Consider the following 25,853-nt stretch of genomic DNA (forward strand, 5'->3'; position numbering starts at 1 on the left):
TCCGCGGCTCACCAGCGGTGCGCCACGTCGACGACGAGCCGCGACCCGTCGCCCGGGCCGTCGAGGACCGTCACCCGGAACGGCAGCCGGGCACGCACGCCCAGGCCGACGGTGCTCTCGCCCTCGAAGGACCCGGCCCACGCGACCTGGCGGAAGGTGCTGTAGCCGGCCACGTCCACGGCCTCGGCGTCGTCGACCGGGTCGTAGGTCGCCGCACCGCCGCCGGTGTACGCCGGGGTGTGCACCAGCACCTGCAGGTCGGCCGCACCGCGCAGCGGGACCGGCACGCCCGAGCCGTCCTGCAACACCTCGCGGACGTACCGGACGTCGTAGGACACGTCGGACGCGTCGACCCCGTCGAGGTCGAGGACCAGCCGGTCGTAGCAGGCGTGCCGGCCGGCGCGGACGTCGTCGAGGGTGCCGCCGCCGTCCGCGACGACGGACTCGGGCACCGAGCCCCACGCCGTGCTGCAGCCCGGTGCGGCGGAGGCGGGCAGGACGCCGCCGGCGATGGCGGCCGCCGCGGCGGCCAGGACGACGGCGGTGCGGGTGCGGGTGGTGCTCATGGCGTGCTCCCGGGGTCAGGGGGGCTGGTGGTGCGGACGAGGGAGAGAATCCGCCGACGCGGCCGCTGATGCCATGGCCGGAAGTGCCCACAGGTGTCGATCGTGCGTCCTCCACCTCGGCACATCTCCACCAAGTGAGACGGCATCGGGACGACACGGACCGGCACATCGCGCTCCCGTCACCGACGGATGACCGGCGGTCACGGCCTTCCTGTTCGCTCTCGGCGTGGCGCCCGGCCGAGCAAGCAGCGCTACTGTGTAAGCGTGTAATCAACACGCACCCGAGGAGGCCGTCGTGCACGGACACCACCGCTTCGCCGATTCCCCCTTCGCCCGGATGGGCGCCCCCGGTTTCCGCGGGCGCGGACCCGGAGGCCGTGGCCGCGGCGCCGAGGGCCCGCCGCCGGTCGACCGGGCCGAGGTCGCCGGCTGGTTCGCCGGGCGGCTGCCCGACGGCTGGTTCACCGGGCCGGTCGAGATCACCGTCGACCGCGACGAGATCACCGTCGTGGGCTCGCTCGCCGAGCCGGACGCCGGGGAGGGCGACCCCGCCGCCGCCCGCGCCGGGCGGATCGCCCGGTTCCGCGAGGACACCCGCGAGCAGCGCATGGCCGTCGCCGACGCCGCGCAGGCCCGCTACGGCCGCTCGGTGGCCTGGGGCGCCGCGTGCGGCGACGTCCGCGAGGTGTTCACCAACGCCTCGGTGCCGGTGATGACCCGGCTGCGCCAGCCCGAACGGCTGGTCCTCGACACCCTGGTCGACGCCGGGGTGGCCCGCTCCCGCTCCGAGGCGCTGGTGTGGGCGGTCCGCCTGGTCGGCCGCAACGCCGACAGCTGGCTGACCGAGCTGCGCGAGGCGATGGCCTCGGTGGAGGAGGTCCGGGGGCGCGGCCCGCAGCCGTGACCTCTGCGAGGCTGCCCGGGTGAGCCTGGAGCTGCTGCGGTCCACCTACGGCGCCCTGTCGGCCACCGTCTCCGACCTGGCGCCGGAGGAGGCGTGGCAGCCCAGCGGGTGCGCCGGCTGGGCGGTCCTCGACCTCACCCTGCACCTGGTGGACGACGCCCGCCGGGGACTGGTCGCGCTGGCCACCCCGGCGGGCGGGCCGCCCACCACCGACGCCGTCGCCTACTGGCGGTCCTGGCAGCCGACCGCCGGGCAGGAGGCCGACACCGCCTGGCGCACCCGCGTGCGGGCCAGCGCCACCGGCGGCCTGGCCGAGTTGGCACCCGTGTACGCCGAGCTCGTCGCGGCGGTGGGGGTGGCCGCCGGGCGGGCGCGGCCCGACGAGCTGCTCGGCACCCAGGGGTGGGTGCTGTGCGCCCGCGACCTGTGCTCCACGCTCGCCCTCGAGGCCGCCGTCCACCACCTCGACCTGGTGGCGCACCTGGACCGGCCGGGCCCGCCGGCCGCGGCGCTGGCCGAGGTGCGGCGGGTGCTCGAGGCCCTGCTCGGCGGGCCGCTGCCCGCCGGGTGGGACGACGCCACGGCCGCCCGCCGCGGCACCGGCCGCGAGCCCCTGACCGACGCCGACCGCGCCGTGCTGGGAGACGCCGCCGCCCGGTTCCCGCTGTTCGGTTAGCGCGCCGTCCCGACCAGGGACACTGGGGACGTGCCCGCCGCTGCCGCCGTCCCCGCCGCCACCGACGTGCTCGTGGTGGGGGCCGGTCCGGCCGGGTCCGCCGCGGCCGCCTGGGCCGCCCGCGCCGGGCACGACGTGCTGCTGGCCGATGCCGCCGTGTTCCCTCGCGACAAGGCCTGCGGTGACGGGCTGACCCCGCGCGCGGTCGCCGAGCTCGACCGCCTGGGCCTCGGCGACTGGGCGCGGTCCCGCGCCCGCAACCGCGGGCTGCGCGCCGCCGGCTTCGGCCGGGTGTGGGAGCTGCCCTGGCCCGGCGGGGCCTTCCCCGACCACGGCAGCGCCGTGCCGCGCACCGAGCTCGACGCCCGCATCCGCGCCTGCGCGCTGGCGGCCGGGGCGAGGCCGCTGGAGGGCGCGCGGGCGGTCGACGTCGAGCGCGACGGCGAGCGGGTCACCGGCGTGGTGTTCGAGACGGCGGGGGAGGAGGCGGTCACCGTCGGCTGCCGGCGGCTGGTCGTCGCCGACGGCGTCCGGTCCCCGCTGGGCCGGGTGCTCGGCCGCGAGTGGCACCGCGACACCGCCTACGGCGTCGCCGCCCGCGGCTACGCGCGCTCGGGCCGGGCGGACGACGAGTGGATCTCCTCGCACCTGGAGCTGCGCGGCGCCGAGGGCGAGCTGCTCTCCGGCTACGGGTGGGTGTTCCCGCTGGGCGCCGGGGCCGGGAAGGTCAACATCGGCGTCGGCACGCTGGCCACCGCCCGCCGCCCGGCCGGGGTGGCGCTCAAGTCGCTGCTGGAGGTGTACGCCGACGCCCGCCGGGAGGACTGGCGGCTGCAGGGGCCGGTCGAGGCGCCCGCGTCGGCGCTGCTGCCCATGGGCGGGGCGGTGTCGGGCGTGGCCGGGCGCAACTGGGCGCTGGTGGGCGACGCGGCCGGCTGCGTGAACCCGCTCAACGGCGAGGGCATCGACTACGGGCTCGAGACCGGGCGCACCGTCGTCGACCTGTTCGGCGCCGACGACTGGTCGCAGGCCTGGCCGGCGACGCTGCGGGAGCACTACGGCGAGGCGTTCTCCGTGGCCCGCCGGCTGGCCGGGCTGCTCACCGTCCCCCGCTTCCTGCCCGCGGCCGGGCCGGTCGGCATGCGCTCGCGGGCGCTGATGACCGTGGCGCTGCGGGTGATGGGCAACCTGGTCACCGACGAGGACCGCGACGTCGTGGCCCGCGCCTGGCGCACCGCCGGCCGCCTCTCCCGCCGCTTCGACGACCGCCCCCTGTTCGCCTGAGCCCGTGCACTCCCGCGGAGGTGCACGCGGTCCAGGCCTACACGAAGGGGGAGTTGTACATCGCGAAGTAGACGGCGATGTAGTGGCAGATCGCGGCCACGATGGTCATCGCGTGGAAGACCTCGTGGTAGCCGAAGACGCCGGGCACCGGGTTGGGCCACCGGACGGCGTAGGCCACCCCGCCGAGGGTGTAGAGCAGCCCGCCGACGGCGAGCAGCACCAGCGAGGTGACGCCGGCGATGTGCAGGATGTCGGTGAGGATGAAGACGGCGACCCAGCCCAGCCCCACGTAGAGCGGGACGCCGAGCCAGCGCGGCGCCGTCGGCCAGGACAGCTTGAGGCAGACGCCGGCCAGCGCCCCCGCCCAGACGCCGCCGAGCACCCAGTAGCCGGTGGGCTGGTCGACGGCGAGCAGCGAGAACGGCGTGTACGTGCCCGCGATGAACAGGAAGATCATCGAGTGGTCGAGCCGCTTCATGAGCTTCCAGCCGCGCGGTGACCAGCGCCGCCGGTGGTAGAGCGCGCTGATGCCGAACAGGCCGCAGATCGTCAGGCAGTAGACGGCCACGGAGAACCCGGCGCGGGCGCCGAGCACCGAGCCGAGCGGGACCAGCACGGCGCCGGCGACGACCGCGCCGAAGAAGGCGAACAGGTGCAGCCAGCCGCGCATCCGCGGGCGGGTGTCGGGGTGCTCCCAGTCGCCGTCGGCGAAGTCCTCGGCGGTCCAGGTCCGCTCGACCTGCTCGCCCTCGTCGTGGACGGTGGCGACGGCGGGGCCGCGCGGGGCCTCGATCTCGGCCCCGTCGGCCTGCACCCGGACCGGCTCGCGGGGGTCGGGGGCAGCGTCCATGGACCGAGGTTACGGAGCACCGGGGAGGCGTGCACCGTCGGCGACCTGTGAGCTGCCCGGCAGCCGGCCGGCCCCGGGACCCGCCGCTCAGGGACAGCTGCGGAACGTGTCCGGCCGGGGGCCTACTGTGTGCCGCGTGGGGGCGCGTCAGTGGGTCCGCGACGTCCTGACCCAGCTCTACGAGCGGCGTCTGGCGCGGCAGCTGGTGGGCGCCGACGTCCCCCGGCACGTCGGGGCGATCATCGACGGCAACCGGCGCTGGGCACGGGCCACCGGCCTGCTCGACCCCAACGCCGGGCACCGCCGCGGCGCCGACCGCATCGCCTCCTTCCTCGGCTGGTGCGACGAGGCCGGCGTCGAGGTGGTCACCCTCTTCCTCCTCTCCACCGACAACCTCACCCGGCCCGAGCCGGAGCTGACGCCGCTGATGCGGATCATCGAGGGCGTCGCCGAGGACCTCTCCGCGCCCGACCGGCGCTGGCAGCTGCGGCCGGTGGGCGCGCTGGAACTGCTGCCCGCCGAGACCGTCGCGGTGCTCAAGGAGGCCGAGGAGGTCACCCGCGGCCGCCCGGGCGCCCACGTCAACCTCGCCGTCGGGTACGGCGGGCGGCGGGAGATCGCCGACGCCGTCCGCTCGCTGCTGGCCGAGCACGCCAGCCGGGGGACGACGCTCGACGAGCTCGTCGGCGTCCTCGACGTCGAGCACATCGCCGAGCACCTCTACACCCGCGGCCAGCCCGACCCCGACCTGGTGATCCGCACCAGCGGCGAGCAGCGCATGTCCGGCTTCCTGCTCTGGCAGACGGCGCACTCGGAGTTCTACTTCACCGACGTCTACTGGCCGGACTTCCGCCGCGTGGACTTCCTCCGCGCGCTGCGGGCCTACGCGGCGCGGCACCGCCGATTCGGTGGGTGACAGACTCGGGGACATGGCAGCCGGCGCGGTCGACGTCCCCCTCGAGTACGTCCGGCTGGGCCTGCGCTTCGACCGCCTCGAGTCCGGTCTCGTCGACGCCTACACCGGTGAGAAGCGGATCCGCGCCGAGGTCGAGAGCGAGCCGGCGCCCACGCCGCAGGGACTGCGCGACCAGGCGCGGGCGCTGCTGCAGGAGCTCGAGGTCTCCGGGCTGCCCGCCGACCGGGCCGGCTTCATCCGCGCCCAGCTCACCGGGCTGGAGTGCAGCGCCCGGAAGATGAGCGACGAGCCGGTGGGCTTCCTCGACGAGGTGCGCAGCTACTTCCAGGTCGACCTCACCCTCGGCGAGCCGGCGGACTACGCCGCCGCGCACGCCGAGCTCGACACGCTGCTGCCCGGCGAGGGCGCGCTCGCCGAGCGGTACGCCGCGCACCGCCGCCGGGAGGAGTGCCCGCCGCAGCGGCTGGGCGAGGCGGTGCACGCGCTGTCCAGCGCGCTGCGCGACCGGGTCCGCGGCCGCTACGGCCTGCCCGAGGCCGAGACGGTGCGCTACGAGATCGTCACCGACAAGCCCTGGTCGGGCTTCAACTACTACGAGGGCGACTACCGGTCCCGGGTCGCCATCAACGCCGACCTCCCGCACCGGCTCAGCCAGCTGCCGCACCTGGTGGCGCACGAGTCCTACCCCGGCCACCACACCGAGCACTGCCGCAAGGAGCGGGGGCTGGTGGAGCGGGCCGGGCACCTCGAGCACACCGTGTTCCTGGTCAACACCCCCGAGTGCCTGATGGCCGAGGGGCTGGCCGACCTCGGCGTCGACGCCTCCATCGGCGCGGGCTGGGGGCCGTGGGCCGCCGAGGTGCTCGGCGACCTCGGGCTGCGCTTCGACGGGCACCTGGCCGAGCGGATCGCCGCGGCCGCCGCGCCGCTGAACCGGGTGCGCCAGGACGCCGCCGTCCTGCTGCACGACCGCGGCGCCGACGCCGACGAGGTGGCCGCCTACATCCAGCGCTGGTCGCTGGTCAGCGCCGAGCGCGCCCGCCAGCAGCTGCGCTTCCTCACCCACCCGCTGTGGCGGGCCTACATCACCACCTACGTGGAGGGCTACGACCTGCTGCACCGCTGGCTGGCGGCCCGGCCGGCCGGGCAGGACGTCGCCGACCGCTTCGTCCGCCTGCTCGACGAGCCGCTCACCCCGGCCGTCGTCACCGCCGAGCTGCCGGCCGGCTGAGCCCGTGGCCCGCCGCGATCCGGGGGAGGCCCGCGTCCTGGGGCTGTGGACGGCGGGCTGGCTGTTCGCGCTGCTGGTGGCCGGGATCCTCCGCTTCGGCGACCTCTCGGTGCAGTGGCCGGTGCTCCTGGTGCCCCTGCTCTGGGCGGCCGTGGCGCTGCGGCCGCGGCGCCCGCGGGCCCGGGGACGGCAGGCGTACGGGGAGGCCGACGACGACCTGCGGGGCTGGCCGCCCCACGACGACGTCCCGCCCCCCGGCCGGCCGGCGCCCACCCGGGAGATGCCGGCGTCCTGGCAGCAGCCGTGGCCGCCCGGCACCTCCGACCGCCGTCGCCGCTGACCCCGACGGGTGGTGCGGCTGGGACCGGTGGTCCCTCCGTCGGAGGACACGCCTCCTGTCCGTCATGTGACCGTCACCTCCCCGCTCTAGCGTCCGGGGTGGACGACGGGCCCGCCCCGCCGCCCACGGGAGGCCCGGTTGGTGCTGACGAGTTCGTCGACCTGGGGGCCGGTGCCCGGCCCCTGTGCCGGGGCCCGGCCACCTTCGAGCCGGGGCGCGCCGCGCCCGTCGGGAGAGAATCCGTGACCGCTCGCCGCACGTACGTCCTCGACACCTCCGTCCTGCTGTCGGACCCGGGCGCGCTGCTGCGCTTCGGCGACGCCGACGTGGTGCTCCCGCTCGTGGTGATCGGGGAGCTCGAGGACAAGCGGCACCACCACGAGCTGGGCTGGTTCGCGCGGCAGGCGCTGCGCTTCCTCGACGACCTGCGGGTGGCCCACGGCCGGCTCGACGCGCCCGTGCCGGTCGGCGAGGAGGGCGGCACCGTGCACGTGGAGCTCAACCACAGCGACGCGGCGGTGCTGCCGGCCGGCTTCCGCAACGACAGCAACGACAGCCGGATCATGGTCGTCGCGCTCAACCTGCGCGCCGAGGGCCGCGACGTCTGCCTGGTCACCAAGGACGTGCCGCTGCGGGTCAAGGCGGCCGCCGTCGGCCTGGACACCGACGAGTACCGCGCGCTGGACGCCGTCGACGCCGGGTGGACCGGGATGGCCGAGGTGTCGGTGGACGACGCCGAGCTGGGCGCCCTCTACGACGCCGGGGAGGTGCGCGTGCCGGCCGCCGCGGAGCTGCCGGCGCACACCGGGCTGGTGCTGCTGTCCTCGCGCGGGTCGGCGCTGGGGCGGGTGACGCCGGACAAGCACGTGCGCCTGGTCCGCGGCGACCGGGAGGCGTTCGGACTGCACGGGCGCTCGGCCGAGCAGCGCATCGCGCTGGACCTGCTGCTCGACCCCGAGATCGGGATCGTCTCGCTCGGCGGGCGGGCGGGGACGGGCAAGTCGGCGCTGGCGCTGTGCGCGGGCCTGGAGTCGGTGATGGAGCGGCGGGCGCACGCGAAGGTCGTCGTCTTCCGGCCGCTGTACGCCGTCGGCGGGCAGGAGCTCGGGTACCTGCCCGGCAGCGAGGGCGAGAAGATGTCGCCCTGGGCGCAGGCCGTCTACGACACCCTCGGCGCGCTGGTCTCCCGGGACGTGCTCGAGGAGATCGCCTCGCGGGAGCTGATCGAGGTGCTGCCGCTGACCCACATCCGCGGGCGGTCGCTGCACGACTCGTTCGTGATCGTCGACGAGGCGCAGTCGCTCGAGCGCGGCGTGCTGCTCACCGTGCTGTCGCGGCTGGGCTCGGGCTCGCGGGTAGTGCTCACCCACGACGTCGCCCAGCGGGACAACCTGCGGGTGGGCCGGCACGACGGCGTCGCCGCGGTGGTCGAGCAGCTCAAGGGGCACCCGCTGTTCGCGCACGTGACGCTGACCCGCTCCGAGCGCTCGCCGATCGCCGCCCTGGTCACCGAGATGCTCGAGGACCTGCCCTTCTGACCTCCTCCTGGGGTGTTCCTCGCGCTGTGGGGGTCCTGCCGGACCGGCACAGCGCGAGGAACACCGGCAGTGGTCAGGCCCCGCGTCGTCGGCGCCGCTGGAGCGCCCGTCCGACCAGGCCGGCGACCACCCCCGGTCGGTCGAGGTCGCCCCAGGTCCAGCGGACCATGCCGTGGTCCTCGGCCCGCATGGCGTCCTCCCGGCGCTTCTCGTCGAACACCGCGTCGCCCGGCTCCTGACCCGGGCGCAGCAGCCGGCCGTACTCCACGCGCCCGTCGAACTCCCCGAGCAGCCGCTCCGCCTCCCACACGACGTCGGTGCGGCCCAGGAACGTCCCGTCCGCGGCGTGGACCGGGTGCTGCAGGCCGCTCGGGGCCAGGCCGAGCCGGTCGAGCAGCACCCGGCTCCGGCTCTCCCCGACGCTGTCGCTGCGCCCGTCCGCGAAGGTCACCGCGCGTGCGGCGCGGCGCGCCCCGCGGGTGCCCGCCAGGGAGGCGACCCGGTCCCGCAGCTGCGACCGGCTCGCCAACCCGAGGGCCAGCACGGCGTCGAGCGCCACGACGGCGGCCTCGAACGGCAGGCAGCGGGCGAGGTCCAGCGCGGTGCGCGCCGAGTCGGTGACCGGCACCCCGTCGAGGACGACCACCTCGTCGTCGGCCAGGCGCGCGACGTGGCAGCGCAGGGTGCGGGAGGCGTCGCTCGACGCCGGCGGGCGGCGGGTCACGTGGACCCGGCCCAGCCGCAGCCCCCAGGTGGGCAGCCCGTGCAGGACGGCGGCCGACTCGTGGCTGACGACGGCCGGCCGGCGCAGGCCGGCGAGGGTCGCCCGCACCAGGAGACGGTGGCGGTCGGCGACCTCGGGAGGCAGTGGGCCGTCCACGTAGGCCCCGCGGCGGAGGCGGGTCAGGTCACCCGACCGGCGCGCGCGGGCGATCTCGTCGTCGTCCCAGCCGACGGTGACCAGGTCACGCCGGAGGGCCAGTGGGGGCAGGGCGGTCGGGTCCACGTCGAGACGGTGGCTCGCCCGGCCTCTCCGTCGAGCCACCCGACGCGGACCCGTGGACGGCGCCGTCGCCTGTGGACGGCCATGCTGCCGGTGTTCCTCGTGCGGTGCGGGAGCCGCAGCACCGGCGGTGGTCGAGGAACACCGGCAACGCCGGGGTCAGGCGGCCGGGTCGGGGTCCGGGTCGGCCGGCGACGGGACGGCGCCGCGGTGGCGGGCCGGCGGGGTGCGCGGCGGCGTCGCGGCGAACCGCAGCAGCGCCACCGCGCCCCAGCCCGCGAGCAGGCACCAGGGCAGCCGCGCGGCGACCTCGTGGGCGGTGAAGTCGCCGCGCAGGCCCAGCGCGAGCACCGGCAGGGCCAGCACGAGCCCCGCGAGCAGGACGTCCCAGCGCAGCGGGCTCATGCCTCAGCGGTCTCCAGCCGCTCGCACAGCAGCGAGGCCCACCGGTGCGCGGTCGCCCGCACGCCGTCGAGGAGGGCCACCGGCACCGTCGTCCGCCCGAGGACGGCGGCGGGGTCGGCGGTCAGGTCGGTGTCCTGGACGACGAGCGCGTCCACCCGCGGGAGCGCGCCGAGCCACGGGCCGACGTCCTCGGGCTTGCGGGTCGCCTCGACGACGGCCCACACGCTGACCGGCGAGAACACCGCCAGGACCTGCTCGAGCCAGGTGCGGCCGCCGGCGCGCATCGGCGCGTCGACCGCCACGACGGTCGGCGTCGCCGCGGCGGCGGCCTCCTGCTTGCGGGCGAGTGCGGCCTCCACCGAGGTGATCCGGCTGCTCTCGGGCACCAGCGCGGACAGGTCGCCGCGGGTGGCCCACTGCAGCCGGTCGGCGTCCAGGCGCAGCGACAGCGACAGCGAGCGGGCGGCGGCCAGCGTCTCGACGCCGGGGCCGACGACCAGCAGCACGTCGCCGGGGCCGGCCGGGGCCGACGGCGCCGCGGGCAGCGCTGCGCCCAGCGCCCGGGTCAGCGCCGCGTAGGTGCCGTGGGCGGCGACCTCGGCGGTGAAGGCCGCGTCGAGCACCTCCTCGGGCACGCCGAGGGCGCGCAGCCGGGCGACGGTGCCGGCCGCCTCGGCCATCCGCGAGTCGGCGAGGTCGCGGCCGGAGGGGCCGCGTTCGCGCACCGACGGGACGACGACCCGGCCGCCGGCGCGGGAGTCGACCGGCAGGCGGGTGACCGTGGCCAGCCCGGACGACGGCCGGGGCGCGGCGATCCGGGCGACGGCCTGGCCGGGCACCGAGGGGCGCCGCCGCGCGGGCGGGACCGGGGGCCGGGACAGCAGCGGCGGCACGGCCAGCGCCTTGCCGGGGGTCGGCGGGGGCAGCAGCGACAGCGGGGGCAGGACCGCGGTGGAGTCCAGCGCCACCGGGGCCGGGTCGCTGGCGGTCGCCGCGAGGGCCAGCCGCTCGGACCCGACCTGCTCGGCGACCTCCCACTCGTCGGACTCCGCGGAGGCGTCCACCCACGCGGGCTCCTCGGCCGCGACCCGCGTGCGGGCGGGGACCGGCGGGCGGCCGCGGTGCACACCGCCCTGGGTCGAGGCGCTGGCGAGCACCCCGCGCAGGATGTCGGTCAGCGCGTCGTCGGGGGTGTCGTGGGCCAGCGCGGCCCGCAGCACCTCGGCGATCGCCTCCTCGCGGCCGGTGGCCGGGCCGGAGTCCGGCTCGCCGGGCGCCCACGCCGGGACCACCGGCTGCGGGGCGGGGACCTCGATCGGCGCCACGACGACGGCGGGCAGCACGTCGGTGATCGGCTCGTCGTCGATGACGGCCAGCTCGGTGGTCCGGTGCGCGGGAGCCGGGCGGGCGGTCAGCTGCGGGACGGTTCCCCGGGCGGCGGCCGCCCGGGGGACGGCGGGCGCGTCGTCCTCGTCGGCGTCGCCGAGCAGCTCGGCCAGCAGCGACTGCTCGCCGGCGGCCTCGGCCTGCTCGTCGCTGACCGGCTCCTCGGCAGGCGCGACCGGGGCGGGCCGGGCGGGCGCGGCGGTGCGGACGGCGGGGGCCGGGTCGGCCCACATGTCGGCCCACATGTCGACCTCGGGCGCCGCGGCCACCACCGGCTCCTCGACGACCGGCTCCTCGACGGCGACGGGCTCGGCGGCGACGGGCTCCTCGACCACGGGGGCGGGCTCGACGACGGGGGCGGGCTCGACGACGGGCGCGGGGGACTCGGCGACCGGCGCCGGCTCGGGCGCGGGAGCCGGCACGGCCTCGGCCGCGGGAGCCGGAGCGGCAGCCGGGGCAGCGGCAGGGGCGGGCGCGGCGGCGGCCACCGCGGCCAGCGCGGCGGCGAAGGGCACGGCCGGCGGGGTCGGCGCGGCGGCGGGCGGCCGCACGACCGAGCGGGCGGCGGCCTCCTCCTGCACCGGCTCGGGCGCCGTCCGCAGCGCCGTGGCGACGGCGTCGTCCACGGCCTCGCGGACCTCCCGGTCGCCGGCGACGACCTGCGCCAGGGCGGCGGTGAACAGCGACGGGCCCCCCTCGGCCGGCGGGGTCGCCGGCGGCCGCGCCGCGGGTCGGTTCGGACGGCGGCCGGCGGACGCGGCCGGGCGGCCGGCGGCCGCGAGGGCGTCCGCGAGGCCGTCGCCCCGGTCGGCGGCACGCGGCGAGCGCGCCGCGGCACCGGCGTGTGCGGCGGCACTGCTGTGGGCCGCGGGGCGGGCGGCGGTCGCCGTCCGGCGTCCGGCGGCGGGGAACGCGGCGCGCGAGTACAGGTCGACCTCGGGCCGGTCGCCGCCGCCGAGCAGGCCGGCGAGCTCGTCGACCGGGTCGGGCAGCTCGGCGACCGGGCGCGCCGGCCGGGCGGCGTGCCGCGCGGTGGCGGGCCGGCGCGAGCCGGACAGCGGCCGGATGTCGGAGTCGGCCAGCACCCCGGCGTCGCGGCTGAGCGCGGCCTCGATGCGGCGGGCGGACTCCGACCGCGGCGCGGGGGTGCGCCGGGCCGGCTCGACCTCCTCGACCTCGGCGACGAAGCGCTCGGTGGCGAAGAAGCCCAGGACCCCGCCCGAGCGGATCCGGCGCACGCCGGTGATCCGCACCGAGTGCCCGTACCGCTCGCGCGCGGCGGCGACGGCGGCCTCGGGCGTGGGCGCCTCAACGGATGGCAACGGCACCGCTCACCACTCCCAGTGACTCGATCTGGGCCGTGCGGGAGACCTCCGAGTAGGAGATCACCGGCAGGCGGGGAAGGACCTGGCGGACCAGGCGGGACAGGGCCGCCCGGACCTGGGGGGAACACACGAGGACCGGCGCGAAGCCGTGGCTCTCGGCCTCCTCCAGCAAGCCGGAGCAGCCGGTGACCAGCGCGTCGACCGAGCTGGCGTCGAGGGCCAGCACCTGGCCGCCGTCGCTGGAGCGGACCGCCTCGAGGAGCCGCTGCTCGAACGCGGGCTCGAGGGTGAGCACGTGCAGCCGCTCGTCGGGCGTGACGTAGGGGTGGCTGATCGCCGAGCCGAGCGACGCGCGGACGGCCTCGACCAGCCCGTCGACGTCGGTGGACACCTTCGCGCGGACCGACAGCGCCTCGAAGATGCGCACGAGGTCGCGGATGGAGACGTTCTCGGCGAGCAGCGCGTGCAGCACCCGCTGCACCTCGCCGAGGGTGAGCAGCGCGGGGGTGAGCTCCTCGACCACGACCGGGTGCGAGCGGCGGACCATCTCGACCAGCAGCCGGACGTCCTCGCGGCCGAGCAGCTCGGCGGCGTTCTGCCGCACGACCTCGGCCAGGTGGGTGGTGATGACCGAGGAGCGGTCGACGACGGTGGCGCCGGCCATCTCCGCCTGCCGCTGCAGCTCGACCGGCACCCACTTGGCGGGCAGGCCGAACACCGGCTCGCGGGTGGGGCGGCCGGGCAGCCCGTCGAGGGCGTCGCCGATGGCCAGCACGGTGCCCGCCGGGGAGGAGCCCTTGGCGGCGGGGACGCCGTTGAGCCAGATGACGTACTGGGAGGCCGGCAGGTCGAGGTTGTCGCGGGTGCGGACCAGCGGGATGACCAGGCCGGTGTCCATGGCGACCTTCCGGCGCAGCGCCTTGACCCGGTCGAGCAGGTCGCCGCCGCGGGAGCTGTCGACGAGGTCGACGAGGTCGAAGGCCACCTCGAGCTCGAGCGGGTCGACCCGCATCTTCTCGGCGATCGCCTCGGGGGAGTCCGGCGTCGGCTCGTCGGCGGCCGCGGGGGGAGCCTCGGCGTCGTCGTCCGGGAGGGTCTCCTGCATCCGCGAGGCCATGACGAGGAAGACCGTGCCGATGAGGAGGAAGGGCAGCTTGGGCAGGCCGGGGATCAGGCACAGCGCCAGCGCGGCGCCGCCGGCGATCCGCACCGGCTGCCGGAAGCGGCCGAGCTGGGCGAGCAGGTCGCTGCCCATGTCGCCCTCGCTGGCCGAGCGGGTGACGATGATGCCGGTCGCGGTCGACAGCAGCAGCGCGGGGATCTGGGAGACCAGGCCGTCGCCGACGGTCAGCAGCGAGTAGGCGGAGACCGCCTCGCCCGGCGCCATGCCGCGCTGCACGATCCCGACGGCGAAGCCACCGATCAGGTTGATCAGCGTGATGATGATCGCGGCGATGGCGTCGCCCTTGACGAACTTCGAGGCACCGTCCATCGAGCCGTAGAAGTCGGCCTCGGCGGTGACCTCGGTGCGCCGCTTGCGCGCCTGCTTCTCGTTGATCAGGCCGGCGTTGAGGTCGGCGTCGATCGCCATCTGCTTGCCGGGCATCGCGTCGAGGGTGAAGCGGGCGCCGACCTCGGCCACGCGCCCGGCACCGTTGGTGATGACGACGAACTGGATGATCGTGAGGATCACGAAGATCACCAGACCGACGACCAGCGAGCCGCCGATCACGAAGTGCCCGAAGGCCTCGATGACCTTGCCGGCGTAGCCGTCGCTGAGCACCAGCCGCGTCGAGGAGACGTTGAGCGCCAGCCGGAACAGCGTCGCGATGAGGATCAGGGACGGGAAGACGGCGAAGTCCAGCGGCCGCTTGATCTGCATCGCCACCAGCAGGATGAGCAGCGACGCGGTGATGTTGAGTCCCAGCAGCAGGTCGAGCACCGCGGCGGGCAGCGGCACGACCAGCATCAGGACGATGGCGACCACGCCGATGGGCACGGCGGCCTTCGTCATCCCTCGCACGGGTCCTGCATCGGCAGCTCCAGTCGAGTGCGGCACCGCTCCGGGCACAGCGCGGCCCACCCGTCACTCCCGCCCCAGGAGTGCAGGCACAGGAAGCACTCCGCACGTCCCGGGCGTCCCGGACGTGCGGATTGCCTCCAGTGCCTGCGGAGCTCAGGACGCGACCGGCGTCCTCCTGCGGCCGGCCCGCGGCAGGCCGGTGAGGTCGGGGGCCTCGAAGCCCGGCCGGTGGAAGCCGCCGCGGACGCCGCGCCGGCCCAGCTGCATCACGAAGGCCAGCACCCGCGCCACCGCGGTGAACAGCTGCGGCGGCACCTCCTGGCCGATCTCGCAGGAGGCGTGCAGCGCCCGGGCCAGCGGCACGTCCTGCACCAGCGGCACCCGCGCCTCGGCGGCCTTCTCGCGCAGCTTGGCGGCCAGCTCGTCGGCGCCCTTGGCCACCACCCGCGGAGCGCCGCGGTCGGGCTCGTAGCGCAGCGCGACGGCGACGTGGGTGGGGTTGACGAGCAGGACGTCGGCCGTGGCGACCTCGGCCATCATCCGGTTGCGCGACATGGCCATCTGGGTGGCCCGCCGCTGCGCCTTGACGTGGGGGTCGCCCTCGGACTGCTTGTGCTCCTGCTGGATCTCGTACCTGCTCATCTTGAGCTTCTTCATGATCTGCATCCGCACGATCACGTAGTCGGCGACCGCGATGACCAGGCCGGTGACGGCCACGACGCGGAACATGAGCACGGCGCTGTCGGCGAAGGTCGACACCACCGTCGACAGCGGCAGCGCGCCGGAGGCGGACACCAGCGTCTGCGCGCGGCTGCTGGTGACGGCGACGACGGTGCCCAGCGCCGCCGTCTTCAGCACGGCCTTGACCGCCTCCCACAGCCCGTGGGTGCCGAACATCCGCTTCATCCCGGGGAACGGGTTGAGCTTCTTCAGCGTCGGCTTCATCGGCTTGGCCGACGGGCTGACCCCGCCCTGCGCCGCCGAGGCCAGCGCGCCGACCAGCATCAGGCCGATCGCCGTCGGCAGCAGGGTGGACAGGAACGCGTCCAGCGCCACGCCCAGCAGCCGGGTGACCGCCTCGGTCTCGGGGTGCTGGGCCACCGTGCCCACCTGCACGAACAGCCGGCCGACGGCGTCGAAGGCGTTGCCCACGACCATCGGCAGCAGGGCGCTGGCCACCGCGACCCCGGCCCAGGTGCCGAGCTCCTGGGTCCGCGGGATCTGCCCCTCCTTGCGCGCCTCCTTGAGGCGCTTCGGAGTGGGCTTCTCGGTCTTCTCACCGCCCGGTCCGTCCTTGGCCACGGCTCACCCGCTCCGGAGGGCGACCACCGCACGGGTGGCCTGCTCGAGCAGCGCGTCGAGCGCCGGTGGCAGCAGCGGGAAGGTGAGCCCGAGCAGGCCCAGGGTGAGCATGATCTTCACCGGGAACCCGATGGCGAAGATGTTGAGCGCGGGGGCGGCGCGGGAGAGCAGCGCCAGGGCGACGTCGGCCAGCAGCAGCACGGCGACCATCGGGCCGGCGATCTGCAGGGCGGCCAGGAACATCGCGGAGAAGGCGGTGAGCACCACCTCGGCGACCGCCCCGGCCGGGTAGCCGCCCGACACCGGCAGCCCCTCGTAGGAGGTGGCGAAGCCGCGCACGATGAGCAGGTGCCCGTTGCTGGTGAACAGCAGCGTGGTGGCCAGCAGCGAGTGCAGCTTGCCGACGACGGAGTTCATCGTCATGGCCAGCGGGTCGTAGGCCGGCTGGAGGGTGAAGCCGCCGGTGACGTCGAGCAGCTCGCCGGCGAACTGGACGGCGGTGAAGAACAGCTGGACGACGAAGCCCAGCGCCGCGCCGATGGCCACCTCGGTCACCGCGGTGACCACGAGGAAGCCGGTGGTCGGCTCGGGCAGGCCCGGCGCCACCTGGTGCACCAGCGCGACCGCCAGGGCCAGCGCGAGCGCGCCCTTGACCGGGGCCGGCACGGCGCGGGTGTTGAACGGCGGGGCGAGCAGGACGAAGCCCGCCGCCCGGGCGGTGGCCAGCAGCAGCGCCGCGAGGGTGACCGCCGGGACCTCGAGGTCCATGCCGGTCAGGTCCGCCCGAGCAGCCGAGGCAGCGAGTCGAACAGGGCCTCGGTGAAGCTCACCAGCTCGGCGAGCACCCAGTTGCCCGTGACCAGCAGCGCCACGGCGACGGCGATCATCTTCGGCACGAAGGACAGCGTCGGTTCCTGGATCTGGGTCGCCGCCTGGAACAGCGAGATCAGGAAGCCGACCAGCAGCGCCGTCAGCAGCACCGGGGCGGCGACCTTGGCGGCCACCGTCATGGTCTGCACGGCGATCTCGGTGACGTCGGCGTCGCTCACGACGACTCCTCGCTGGCGCTCGTCGCCGTCGCTCGCGGCGCTGCCGTGCTCATGCGTGAGCTCGCGAGCTCGCTCATGTGTAGCTCCCGACGAGCGCGGTGGTGATCAGCGCCCACCCGTCGACGACGACGAACAGCAGCAGCTTGAACGGCAGCGACACGATCGACGGCGGCACCATCATCATGCCCATCGCCATCAGCGCGGCGCTGACCAGCATGTCGAGCACCAGGAACGGGATGAACACGACCAGCCCGATGATGAAGGCGCTCTTGAGCTCGGAGAGCACGAAGGCGGGCACCAGCGTGGTCATGCTGACCGCCGCGCGGTCCGCGGGCTGCTCCTCGCCGGACAGCCCGATCATGAGCTCGAGCTCGTCGTCGCGGGTGTTGTCGAGCAGGAACTCCTTCAGCGGCACGACGCCGGCGTCGTAGGCCTGCGAGACGGTGATCGCGCCGTCCATGTAGGGCGTGACGGCGACCTCGTTGACGTCGCTGAACACCGGGCCCATCACGAACAGGGTCAGGAACAGCGCGATGCCGGTGAGCACCGAGTTCGGCGGGGAGGACTGCAGGCCCAGCGCGTTGCGGGTCAGCGACAGCACTACGGCAATCTTGGTGAACGAGGTGCACAGCAGCAGCACCGACGGCGCCACCGACAGCACGGTGACCGCCAGGATCAGCGTGATCGAGGTGCTGGGGCTGCCGTTGCCGACGGAGATGTCCACGCCGCCGTCGACGGCGGGCACCGCCGGCGGGACGGGGGCGGTCGGCGCCGTCGGCGCGGCGGCCGCGGCGCCGGCGGTCAGCACGCCGGCCAGGCCGCAGCCCAGCAGCGCGAGCAGGACCACGCCGGCGCGGCGCAGGCGCCCGGGGGAGGAGGCGGTCATCAGCGGCGGACCGTCCGGTCGCGCAGCTGGGTGACGAAGGACGCCCAGCCGCCGCGGTCGAGGACCGACCCCGCCAGCGCGCCGCCCACCCGGCCGCCGCCGACCCGGGGTGCGGGCAGCGGCCCGCCGTCCTCGCCGTCCTCGCCGTCCTGGCTGCTGCGCGGGGCGGGGACCCGCGCGGCGAGGGTGGCCTCCACGGCCTCCACCGCCTCGCCGTCGAGCTCGGCGAGCAGGGTGACGTGCTCCTCGGTCGCGCCGACGACGAGCACGCGGTCGGCGACGCGCACCACGTTCACCGTGCTGGTGCGGCCCAGGCGCTGGCGGGCGACGACGTCGACCAGCCCGCCGGAGGAGCCGAGCCCGCGCTTCTGCGCGACCCGGGCGGCGAACCACAGCACGCCACCGACGAAGGCCAGCGAGAGCACCAGCCGGATGATCATCCAGGTCACGGCGCGGCCTGCCCGAGCTCGGTGGCGGCGTCGGTGACGATCTCGCTGATCCGCAGGCCGAAGTCCTCGTCGACGACGACGACCTCGCCGCGGGCGATGAGCGTGCCGTTGACCAGCAGGTCGGCCGGGGCGCTGGCGGCGCGGTCGAGCTCGACCACCTCGCCCGGGTGCAGCGAGAGCAGCTCGCCGACGGTCATCCGGGTGCGGCCGATCTCGACGGTGACCTCCATGGCCACGTGCCGCAGCAGGTCCAGGCTGCCCCGCTGGGTGCGCGGCGCGGCGTCGGGCAGGGTGACCTGTAGGGCGAGGGTGGCCTGGTGGTCGTCCCCCGCCAGCAGCGGGACGGCGACGAACATGCCCTTGTCGCGCAGCCCGTCGAGGGCGGTGACCGGGTCCTCGGTGCGCTCGGCGTCCACCCGGACCCGCCCGAGGGTGGCCGCGGCCGCCTCGAGCGCCGGGCGCAGCGCGGTGGCGACGTCCATCGGGCCGACGGGGGAGTTGTCGAGGGCCTCGACGACGTCGGCGGAGAGCACCAGGACGACGTCGCCGGAGACCTCCCCGGAGAGCCGGGCGCTGACCGCGGCGGCCGCGGCCGGCGGGAGCGGGACGGCGTCGGGGTCGGTCACCGCGGCCCCGGGCACCAGCTCGCTGCTGGCCGGGACGAGGGCGGCCGCGGCGCGGGCGGCGGCGACGACGACGGCGGTGATCGTCTCCGAGGCCTGGGTGTGGTCGAGGGTGGCGGTCATGCGGGGTCCTTCGCGGCCGACGGGGTGGGGACGATGGCGGCGGCCAGCCGACGCCGGTGGTTGCTGGCGATCGCGTGGGCGAACGTGACGTCGTTGGTGGTGACCTCCAGCGGCGCGTCACGCGGGTGGCGCAGCAGCAGCACGTCGCCGACGGTCAGCGACAGCAGGTCCTCGGAGGAGACCTCCAGCGGCGTGAAGCGCACGCTGACGTCGACCGGGACGAGCTCGAGGCGCTCGGTCAGCGCCTCGGCGGCGCGCTGGCGCTCCCGCTGCGCCGACTCCGACAGCTGCGGGGAGGCGGCGTCGGACAGCGCGGGCGCGAACGAGGAGAACGGCAGCACCAGCGAGGCGGCGCCCTCCCGCGTGCCGATCGACAGCGTGAAGCGGGCGACCATCACCGTGTCCGAGCCGGCCGCGGCCTGGGCCAGGGCGGGGTCGTACTCGATGCCGTCGGAGACCGGCCGGACGTCGGCGACGTGGGTGAAGGCGGCGGCGAACTCCTGCAGCAGCCGGGTGAGCAGCTGGCCGGTGATGGTGGTCTCCATCGTCGTCAGCGGCCGCTCGGGCTGCTGGGCGGCGCCGGAACCGCCGAGCATGTGGTCGACGGTGGCCATCGCGAGGTCGAGCGGGTAGGCCAGCAGGCCCTTGCCGGCCAGCGGCTCGATGGTGAACGTCGTCAGGAAGCAGGGCTTGGGCAGCGTCGCGACGTAGTCGTCGTAGGAGTGCTGCTCGATGCCCAGCAGCTCCAGGCGGGCGCCGGTGCGCAGCATCGTCGTCAGGACCGTCGTCGCCTGGCGGGCGAAGGCCTCCTGCGCGATCTGCAGCACCCGCACGTGCTCGCGGGAGAGCTTGGTGGGGCGGCGGAAGTCGTAGGTGCGGGGAGCACCTCGCCGGCTGCGGCCGCCCACGGCCGGCGACTGCGGACCGGGCCCGCTGGGGGCGGTCGGCATCTCGGGGCGGGTCACGGGTCCCTCATCGGCGGGGCCGGAACGCGAACTGACCGGCGGCGCGGTGCGCCGCCGGTCAGCCGGGGAGGGTGTGACGCGTGGTGCGCCGGGAGGTCGCTGGGGTGGGACGGGTGGGACGGGGGCCGATCGGTCGGTCCGGTGGGAGTCCCCGCCGGGCCACCCGACCTACTGGGTCACGTACTCGGTGAGGTAGACGTGCATGACCATCGGGACGCCGTCCTCGGTGTAGGCCTCGACGATCTGCTGCTCCAGCGACTCCTTGAGCGCTTCACGGGCCCCGGTGACGTCGGCCGGCTGGGCCTGCGAGTAGGTGGCGATGAGGATGTCGAGGGCCTTGGAGCCGTCGACGCCGCCGCTGCCGTGCCCGCCCGCGGCGGCCTCCGCGGTGTACTCCAGCGTGATGCCGATCTTGAGGTAGCCACCGCCGGCGAGGTTGACCGCGACGGGCTCCAGGGCGGTGTACCCGCCGTGTTCGGGCTCGACGGCCTCAGCCTCCCCGCTGCCGGCGAAGAGGAGGAAGTAGGCGGCGGCGCCGGCCACGACCAGGAGCGCGGCCACGATCAGCAGCAGCTTCTTCTTCCCGCCGCCCTTGGCCTCCTCGCCGTCCTCGACGTCCTTGGCGGCCTTCTTGTCCTTGGTCTTGGTGCTCACGGGGTGCCTTCCTGTGCGGGTGCGTCGAGGCCGGGCAGCAGCTGGCGGGCCTCGGCCGAGGCGTCGGACACCACGACGATGTCGACGCGGCGGTTGACGGTGATGGCGCTGGGGTCGCCCTCCGGCACCAGGGGCCGGGTGTCGGAGTAGCCCGTGCCGGACAGCCGGTCCTGCGGCACGCCGCCGGCGGCGAGGTACCGGACGACGGTGGTGGCCCGGTAGGCCGACAGCTCCCAGTTCGACGGCCACTGCCCGCCGGGGGTGACCGGCAGGTGGTTGGCGTGCCCCTCGACCCCGATCTGGTTGGGCAGGGCGGCCAGCGTCGGGGCGACCGCGTCGAGGACGTCGCGGCCCTGGGGCTGCAGGTCGGCCTCCTCGGGGGCGAAGAGCACCGGGTCGGACACGATGTGCACGACCAGGCCGCGCTCGTCGATCTCGTAGCGCGCCTTCCCCGCGTGGCCGGCGGCGGCGAGCGCGGCGTCGATCGCGTCGCGCGCGGCGGCGAGGTCGTCGTACTCGGCCTGCGCCTCGGCGGCCACGCGGCCGGCCTCGTCGGCGGCGGCCTGGGCGGCTGCGGCGTCGACCGACTCCTGCTCGGCGGGGGCCGGCGGGATCTGCACGTCGACGGCGGCGTCGAGGGCGTCGAGCACCGAGGCGTCGGGGTTGCTCGCCGACCCCTGCATCGCGCTGACCGGGGCGCCGAAGGCCTCCGACAGGCCGCTGGCCAGGGCGGCGAACTTCGCCTTGTCCACCTGGCTCATGGCGAAGAGCACCACGAACAGCACCAGGAGCAGCGTCATCATGTCCGCGTAGGACACCAGCCACCGTTCGTGGTTCTCGTGCTCCTCGTGCTCGGGGTGCTTCCTGCCCCGGCGGCCGCCGTGGCCGCCGGAGCTCATGCCGCCTCCTTGGCGACCTCACTGGGCGGGATCAGCGAGTTGAGCTTGAGCCGCACCGCGCGGGGGCTGGTGCCGGCCTGGATCTCGGAGATGCCCTCGACGAGCAGCTCCATCTGCGCCGCCTGCAGCTCGCTGACCCGCAGGATCTTCGCGCCCATCGGCAGGAACCAGAAGTTGGCGGCCATGACGCCCCACAGCGTGGCGACGAAGGCCGAGGCGATCATCGGGCCGAGCGCCTCGGGGTTGCTGAGGTTCCCCATGACGTTCATCAGGCCGACGATGCAGCCGACGATGCCGATGGTCGGCGCGTAGCCGCCCATCGTGTTCATGAACTTGGCGGCGACCTTGTCCTCGGCCTTCTTCGCGGCGATCTCGCTCTCCAGGACCGCGCGCAGCTCCTCGGGGTCGGTGCCGTCGATACCCATCTGCAGGCCGCGCTTGAGGAACGGGTCCTCGATCGCCTTGACCTGCGCCTCGAGCGCGAGCAGGCCCTCCTTGCGGGCCTTCTCCGCGAGGGTGACCAGCGTCTGGATCTGGTCGGTCGCCGGCGGCACCTTGGCCGGCGTCAGGGCCAGCTTGAACCAGCCGACCATCTTCGTGAGGTCGCTCATCGTCTGGCCCGACATCGCCGCGCCGAAGGTGGCGACGATGACCAGGACGATGGCGGGGAGGAACAGCAGCGACGTCGGGTCGGCGCCCTCCATGACCATGAAGGCGAGGAGGGCGATGAGCGAGATGACGAACCCGATGAGGGTCGAGGGGTCCACGGGTCAGCGCTCCTCGCGGGCCGGGAACGGCACGACCGACGCGCTCGGGGCGTCGTCGCCGGGCGTGGTGGGGGTGCGGTAGGTGCCGCGGTCCATCGCGTAGGCGGTGGCGAGGATGCTCGCGCGGTACTCGCGGATCTCGTCCAGGACGTCCTCGACCGCCTCGGACACGATGTACTTGTGGCCGTCGACCAGGAACAGGACGGTGTCGGGGTGCCCCTCGACCCGCTCGATGAGGTCGGGGTTGAGCGCGAAGTGCTCCCCGTTCAGGCGCGTCACTCGGATCACGGCGGGTCCTTGCTCGATCGGGGGTGGGGAGGCGACCGCGGCGTCGCCGGTCGCAGAGACCATCGGCCCTGCGCGCGGGCTGCTTGAGCCGAACACCGGCCGCCGCATCCCCCTGCCGGGTGAGCCGGCACCGCGTCCCCGCACGTCACAGCAGCACCGGCGGGCGACGGCCTCGCGGGCCGGGCCCGCACGGTGACCGCCCCACGACGCGACGCGGCCCGGCACCCGACGATCGGGTGCCGGGCCGCGTCACGGGGGCGAGGGGGTCGGTCAGCGCTTGAGGTTGACCAGGTCCTGCAGGATCTCGTCGGAGCTGGTGATCACGCGGCTGTTCGCCTGGAAGCCGCGCTGGGCGACGATCAGGCCGGTGAACTCCTCGGCGAGGTCGACGTTGGACATCTCCAGTGCGCCGGCGGTCAGCGAGCCGCGGCCGCCACTGCCGGCCTCGCCGATGACGGCCTGGCCGGAGTTGTCGCCCACCCGGTAGCTGGTGTTGCCGGCCTTGGACAGGCCGCTGGGGTTGGCGAAGGTGGCCAGCGCCAGCTTGCCGATCGGCTCGCGGATGCTGTTGGAGTAGACGCCGACGATCGTGCCGTCGTTCGAGAGCGAGATCGACTGCAGGGTGCCCATGGCGTTGCCGTCGACGTCGTCGGGGGTCAGCGCGGTCTTGCCGCCGAACTGGCGCAGTGTCGAGAGGTCGATGTCGGGCGACGCGACCAGCCCGGTGGCGGGGTCGCGCCAGCTGGGCGCCATCGCGGCCGACGGGGTGAAGGCGAAGGTGCCGAGCGAGGGCACGCCGGTGGCCGGGTCGAAGGTGACCGAGGCCGTGGACGGCGTCGTCGCCAGGGTGGCGCCGTTCTCGTCGCTGACCGCCAGCGACCACTCGTTGGGCGTGCCGGTCTTGGTGAACGCCAGGGTGATCTGGTGCGCGCCGCCCAGCGAGTCGTACATCGTCATCTGGGTCTGCGCCTGGGCACCCGTGGCGGCGTCCTTGGACAGGTTGCCGGTCAGCGTGCCGCGGGTGGACGGCTCGGGCGCCATGACCTGGCCGAACGGGATGGTCAGCGGGCCGATCGGGCCGTTGGAGGAGACCGCGCCGTCCTGCGCCGTCCAGCCCATCAGCTGGGCGCCGTCGGGGGTGACCAGGTTGCCGACGCCGTCGTAGTCGAAGGACCCGGCGCGGGTGAACAGGGTCTCGTTGCCCTGGCTGGTCACGAAGAAGCCGTCGCCGCTGATCATGAAGTCGGTCGAGCGGCCGGTGTTCTGGGTCGAGCCCTGGCCGAAGTTGGTCGTGATGCCGGCGACCTTGACGCCGAGGCCGACCTGCGCGGGGTTGGTGCCGCCGGTCTGCGCGGTCGGCGACGAGCCGTTGCGGATGACCTGGGACAGGGTGTCCTCGAAGACGGTCTGGGACGACTTGAAGCCGACCGTGTTGACGTTGGCGATGTTGTTGCCGGTGACGTCGAGCTTGGTCTGGTGGGCGCGCAGGCCGGAGATGGCCGAGAACATCGAGCGGAGCACGGGGAGGTCCTCTCAGGAGGGGGGAGGTCGGGGTCGGGAGCCGCTACGCGGGCAGGGAGATCTCGGTCAGCCGGCCGAGGGGCACCTCGGCGCCGCCGATCACCGCGCTGGGCTCGTCGCCGGCGAACCGGACGGAGGAGACCGTGCCGGTCTGCGTCGTCCCGTCCTCGGCGGTCCAGCTCACGCTGTGGCCGACCAGCGCACCGGCGGACAGCGAGCGCTGCAGGGCGAGCAGCGAGGCGTTCTGCGAGGCGATCTCCTCGAGCTTCTCGACCTGGGTGAACGTCGCCGTCTGCGACATGAACTCGGTCGTGCTCGTGGGGTTGCCGGGGTCCTGGTAGCGCATCTGGGCGACCAGCAGCTGCAGGAACGTGTCCTTGCCCATCTGGTCGGCGCGGTCCACCGCGGTCGTGGCGGCGGACGTCACGGCCGGGCTGGTGCCCACCCCGGTCACGGGCGTGGTCATCGTCGGCTCCTCTCAGACCCGGACGTCGAGCGCGGTCGACCCGGGGTGGGGTGCGGCGGCAGCCGGGCGGCTCCCGTCGTGGTCGGCGCCGCGCAGCCACGGGCGCGTCCGGTCGTCGGCGGGGCCCCGGCCGCCGGAGCGGTCGCCGGCCTGCTGCTGGGCCTGCTGCCAGCCGGCCTGGGCCTGGGACGACGACTGCCCGGCCGGGTCGCGGTCGACCTGCAGCCGCGAGCAGGTCAGGCCCGAGCTCTCCAGGTCGCGGCGCAGGTCGGGCAGCGCGTCGAGCAGGGCCGCGCGGCCGTGCTCGGAGGTGCCCCGCAGCGACAGGTCGACGGTGCCCGCGGACACCGTCACCCGGACCTCGACCTCGCCCAGCGTCTCGGGGGTCAGCACCAGCGTCACGGTGTGCGTCCCGTCGGGACCCGAGGCGAGCGTGGCGACCACGGGGGCGACCTGGGCGGCGACCGGCTGCGCGGGAGCCGGGGGCGCCGCCGGGGCGGCGGGTGTCACGGCGGCCGGCGCCGGCGCGGGGGCGGCCGCGGGGGACGTCGCGGCGGCCGGCACGGCCTCGCCCGGGCGGTCCTGCGGCCGGCCGCCGGTGTCGGCCTGCCCGCCGCGGGCGGCGGTCGCGGCCGGGACGGCGACGGCGGGGAGCGCGGCCTGCGGGGCGGGCACGTCGGCGGGCGCGCCGTCGGCCGGCGCGAACGGGGCCGACGTCGGGGCGGCCGGGACGACGACGAGACCCTCGGGCAGCGCCGGGGCCGCCGCGGGCGGGACCGGGGCCGGGGCGACCGGCACCGTGGCACCGGGTGCGGGGGTGCCGGGTGCGGCCGTGGCGGGCGGCGTCGCGGCGGGGGTACCGGTGCCGGGCGGGATCCCGTCGGGCCGGGCCGGCAGCCCGACGGCGACGCCGGGCACCGGGACCGAGCCGGCGGCGACGGCGCCGCGGGCCGCGTCGGCGCCGGGTGCGCCCGCGCCGGTCGCCGGCGTACCGGGCGTCCCGCTCCCGCCGGCCGCCGCGCCCGCGGGGACGGCGGCGCCCAGCGCCAGCGCCAGCGCCCAGCCGGGCGGGAGCGCGCCGGGCACGGGCGGGGCGGCCTCCTCCTCGCCGGCCGGCGCCGTGCCGTCCTCGGCGGGCTCGGCGTCCTCGGCCCGGTCCGGCCGGTCGCCGCGGTCGGCCCGGTCCGGCCGGTTTCCGCGGTCGGCCCGGTCGGCCCGGTCGCGCCGGTCGGCCCGCTCCTCCTGGCCCCGCGCCCGGTCGGGGCGGGCGTCGGCGGAGGTGCGGTCGGCGACCGCGCTGTCCAGCGCGGAGGTGAAGCCGGCCGACGGTCCGCCGTCGGCGGCCGGCGCCGGCGCGGGAACGGCGGCCGGCAGGGCGGCCGAGAGGGCGGGTGCGGTCATCGGGTCTCCTCGC

The 25,853-nt window shown here is 75.7% G+C and carries 27 protein-coding genes; 7 read left to right on the forward strand and 20 right to left on the reverse strand.

All coding sequences use genetic code 11. From position 1 onward, the window contains the following. Positions 1–8: 8 nt before the first annotated feature. On the reverse strand, positions 9–566 hold the full coding sequence (locus LY71_RS10460; RefSeq protein WP_106277048.1) for an AMIN-like domain-containing (lipo)protein: 558 nt from the start codon (positions 564–566) through the stop codon (positions 9–11). Between the two features lie 295 nt (positions 567–861). Between LY71_RS10460 and LY71_RS10465 the strand changes: the two genes are divergently transcribed. From LY71_RS10465 to LY71_RS10475, 3 genes are read left to right on the forward strand one after another with little or no spacing between them, the layout of a single operon-like run. Then, a complete protein-coding gene (locus LY71_RS10465) occupies positions 862–1,470 on the forward strand; it encodes a hypothetical protein (protein WP_211297252.1) in 609 nt (202 codons plus the stop codon). A gap of 19 nt (positions 1,471–1,489) precedes the next feature. Continuing rightward, entirely contained in the window at positions 1,490–2,146 is a 657-nt protein-coding gene (locus LY71_RS10470; RefSeq protein WP_106277051.1) for a maleylpyruvate isomerase N-terminal domain-containing protein, read from the forward strand. Positions 2,147–2,176: 30 nt separating this feature from the next. Continuing rightward, complete coding sequence (locus LY71_RS10475; RefSeq protein ID WP_106277054.1) at positions 2,177–3,430, forward strand: geranylgeranyl reductase family protein; 1,254 nt, start codon at positions 2,177–2,179, stop codon at positions 3,428–3,430. A gap of 37 nt (positions 3,431–3,467) precedes the next feature. Here the strand turns inward: LY71_RS10475 and trhA are convergent, their stop codons facing one another. Further along, positions 3,468–4,280, reverse strand: a complete 813-nt coding sequence (gene trhA / locus LY71_RS10480; RefSeq protein WP_106277057.1) for a PAQR family membrane homeostasis protein TrhA — start codon at positions 4,278–4,280, stop codon at positions 3,468–3,470. A 136-nt stretch (positions 4,281–4,416) separates the two neighbouring features. Here trhA and LY71_RS10485 point away from each other — a divergent pair, with 136 nt between their 5' ends. From LY71_RS10485 to phoH2, 4 genes are all read left to right on the forward strand, one after another. Further along, entirely contained in the window at positions 4,417–5,196 is a 780-nt protein-coding gene (locus LY71_RS10485) for an isoprenyl transferase (RefSeq protein ID WP_106277059.1), read from the forward strand. A 13-nt stretch (positions 5,197–5,209) separates the two neighbouring features. Further along, positions 5,210–6,427: a DUF885 domain-containing protein gene (locus tag LY71_RS10490; protein WP_106277061.1), complete on the forward strand. Its 1,218-nt coding sequence runs from the start codon at positions 5,210–5,212 to the stop codon at positions 6,425–6,427. A gap of 4 nt (positions 6,428–6,431) precedes the next feature. After that, positions 6,432–6,767, forward strand: coding sequence for a hypothetical protein (locus LY71_RS10495; protein WP_106277063.1), 336 nt, complete (start codon positions 6,432–6,434; stop codon positions 6,765–6,767). Positions 6,768–7,009: 242 nt separating this feature from the next. Beyond that, entirely contained in the window at positions 7,010–8,305 is a 1,296-nt protein-coding gene (gene phoH2, locus LY71_RS10500) for an RNA 5'-3' helicase PhoH2 (protein ID WP_106277066.1), read from the forward strand. A 73-nt stretch (positions 8,306–8,378) separates the two neighbouring features. Here phoH2 and LY71_RS10505 read toward each other — a convergent pair whose 3' ends face one another. From LY71_RS10505 to LY71_RS24455, 18 genes are all read right to left on the reverse strand, one after another. Continuing rightward, positions 8,379–9,311, reverse strand: coding sequence for a type IV toxin-antitoxin system AbiEi family antitoxin domain-containing protein (locus LY71_RS10505; RefSeq protein WP_106277069.1), 933 nt, complete (start codon positions 9,309–9,311; stop codon positions 8,379–8,381). 156 nt (positions 9,312–9,467) lie between these two features. Continuing rightward, positions 9,468–9,713: a hypothetical protein gene (locus tag LY71_RS10510; protein WP_106277072.1), complete on the reverse strand. Its 246-nt coding sequence runs from the start codon at positions 9,711–9,713 to the stop codon at positions 9,468–9,470. After that, the gene (locus LY71_RS10515) at positions 9,710–12,427 is read right to left on the reverse strand and encodes a hypothetical protein (RefSeq protein ID WP_106277074.1); all 2,718 of its coding nucleotides are present in this window, start codon (positions 12,425–12,427) and stop codon (positions 9,710–9,712) included. The genes LY71_RS10510 and LY71_RS10515 overlap by 4 nt, the downstream gene beginning before the upstream one ends. Then, positions 12,408–14,438: a flagellar biosynthesis protein FlhA gene (gene flhA / locus LY71_RS10520; protein ID WP_106277076.1), complete on the reverse strand. Its 2,031-nt coding sequence runs from the start codon at positions 14,436–14,438 to the stop codon at positions 12,408–12,410. The genes LY71_RS10515 and flhA overlap by 20 nt, the downstream gene beginning before the upstream one ends. 162 nt (positions 14,439–14,600) lie before the next feature. After that, positions 14,601–15,749, reverse strand: coding sequence for an EscU/YscU/HrcU family type III secretion system export apparatus switch protein (locus tag LY71_RS10525; RefSeq protein WP_106277078.1), 1,149 nt, complete (start codon positions 15,747–15,749; stop codon positions 14,601–14,603). 3 nt (positions 15,750–15,752) lie between these two features. Further along, complete coding sequence (gene fliR / locus LY71_RS10530; protein WP_106277081.1) at positions 15,753–16,517, reverse strand: flagellar biosynthetic protein FliR; 765 nt, start codon at positions 16,515–16,517, stop codon at positions 15,753–15,755. Between the two features lie 5 nt (positions 16,518–16,522). Continuing rightward, positions 16,523–16,798: a flagellar biosynthesis protein FliQ gene (fliQ, locus tag LY71_RS10535; RefSeq protein ID WP_106277084.1), complete on the reverse strand. Its 276-nt coding sequence runs from the start codon at positions 16,796–16,798 to the stop codon at positions 16,523–16,525. A gap of 73 nt (positions 16,799–16,871) precedes the next feature. After that, entirely contained in the window at positions 16,872–17,684 is an 813-nt protein-coding gene (gene fliP / locus LY71_RS10540; RefSeq protein ID WP_106277086.1) for a flagellar type III secretion system pore protein FliP, read from the reverse strand. Then, positions 17,684–18,124: a FliO/MopB family protein gene (locus LY71_RS10545; RefSeq protein ID WP_245887824.1), complete on the reverse strand. Its 441-nt coding sequence runs from the start codon at positions 18,122–18,124 to the stop codon at positions 17,684–17,686. The genes fliP and LY71_RS10545 overlap by 1 nt, the downstream gene beginning before the upstream one ends. Positions 18,125–18,129: 5 nt before the next feature. After that, the gene (gene fliN, locus LY71_RS10550) at positions 18,130–18,879 is read right to left on the reverse strand and encodes a flagellar motor switch protein FliN (protein ID WP_106277092.1); all 750 of its coding nucleotides are present in this window, start codon (positions 18,877–18,879) and stop codon (positions 18,130–18,132) included. Continuing rightward, positions 18,876–19,844, reverse strand: a complete 969-nt coding sequence (locus tag LY71_RS10555) for a flagellar motor switch protein FliM (protein ID WP_245887816.1) — start codon at positions 19,842–19,844, stop codon at positions 18,876–18,878. The genes fliN and LY71_RS10555 overlap by 4 nt, the downstream gene beginning before the upstream one ends. A gap of 168 nt (positions 19,845–20,012) precedes the next feature. Next, positions 20,013–20,498, reverse strand: coding sequence for a flagellar basal body-associated FliL family protein (locus tag LY71_RS10560; RefSeq protein WP_106277094.1), 486 nt, complete (start codon positions 20,496–20,498; stop codon positions 20,013–20,015). Continuing rightward, positions 20,495–21,397: an OmpA/MotB family protein gene (locus tag LY71_RS10565; RefSeq protein WP_106277096.1), complete on the reverse strand. Its 903-nt coding sequence runs from the start codon at positions 21,395–21,397 to the stop codon at positions 20,495–20,497. Before LY71_RS10565 ends, LY71_RS10560 begins: the two co-directional genes overlap by 4 nt. Then, positions 21,394–22,164, reverse strand: a complete 771-nt coding sequence (locus LY71_RS10570; protein WP_106277099.1) for a motility protein A — start codon at positions 22,162–22,164, stop codon at positions 21,394–21,396. The genes LY71_RS10565 and LY71_RS10570 overlap by 4 nt, the downstream gene beginning before the upstream one ends. Positions 22,165–22,167: 3 nt before the next feature. After that, a complete protein-coding gene (locus LY71_RS10575; protein WP_106277101.1) occupies positions 22,168–22,452 on the reverse strand; it encodes a flagellar FlbD family protein in 285 nt (94 codons plus the stop codon). Between the two features lie 270 nt (positions 22,453–22,722). After that, positions 22,723–23,973 carry a flagellar hook protein FlgE gene (locus LY71_RS10580; RefSeq protein ID WP_106277103.1) on the reverse strand — a complete coding sequence of 417 codons (1,251 nt, stop codon included), beginning with the start codon at positions 23,971–23,973 and terminating at the stop codon, positions 22,723–22,725. A gap of 43 nt (positions 23,974–24,016) precedes the next feature. Beyond that, complete coding sequence (locus LY71_RS10585; protein ID WP_106277105.1) at positions 24,017–24,439, reverse strand: flagellar hook assembly protein FlgD; 423 nt, start codon at positions 24,437–24,439, stop codon at positions 24,017–24,019. Between the two features lie 12 nt (positions 24,440–24,451). Then, positions 24,452–25,840 (reverse strand): flagellar hook-length control protein FliK, encoded by a 1,389-nt coding sequence (locus tag LY71_RS24455; protein WP_106277107.1) that lies wholly within the window; start codon positions 25,838–25,840, stop codon positions 24,452–24,454. Positions 25,841–25,853 lie beyond the last annotated feature (13 nt).

It is taken from the genome of Geodermatophilus tzadiensis, from assembly GCF_003002915.1.
In the GTDB taxonomy this organism is placed as follows: domain Bacteria; phylum Actinomycetota; class Actinomycetes; order Mycobacteriales; family Geodermatophilaceae; genus Geodermatophilus; species Geodermatophilus tzadiensis.